This is a genomic window from Streptomyces violaceorubidus, from assembly GCF_000717995.1.
GTDB classification, from domain to species: domain Bacteria; phylum Actinomycetota; class Actinomycetes; order Streptomycetales; family Streptomycetaceae; genus Streptomyces; species Streptomyces violaceorubidus.
The window spans coordinates 1-237 of the sequence record NZ_JODM01000233.1 but is presented as its reverse complement, the minus strand read 5'-3'; the positions used below and the strand labels follow the sequence as shown (position 1 = coordinate 237).

At 56.1% G+C, this 237-nt stretch carries 1 protein-coding gene; it reads left to right on the top strand.

Translation table 11 applies throughout. The features are described 5' to 3' along the window. The coding region (locus IE94_RS37005) for a hypothetical protein (RefSeq protein ID WP_157849474.1) at positions 1-237 on the top strand (237 nt) is incomplete at both ends.

Below are 237 nucleotides of genomic sequence, written 5' to 3'. Positions count from 1 at the left end.
CGGGTGAAGACGTCCATCCAGATCGCCGAGAACAAGATCAACATTTATGCCGAGCTGTTCGCTCTGTTTGCGTTTTTGCTGCTGATGGAATATTTGGCGCCTTTCGTGTTCGGGGGTACGAAGGGTGCGGAGACGGCTGCGATCACCGCGACGCGGGCCAAGATCCTGGGTTATCTGACGATCTTCCTGGAGCGTTTCAAGGTCCTGCCGACGCTGAGTGAGATGCTGGAGGAGATG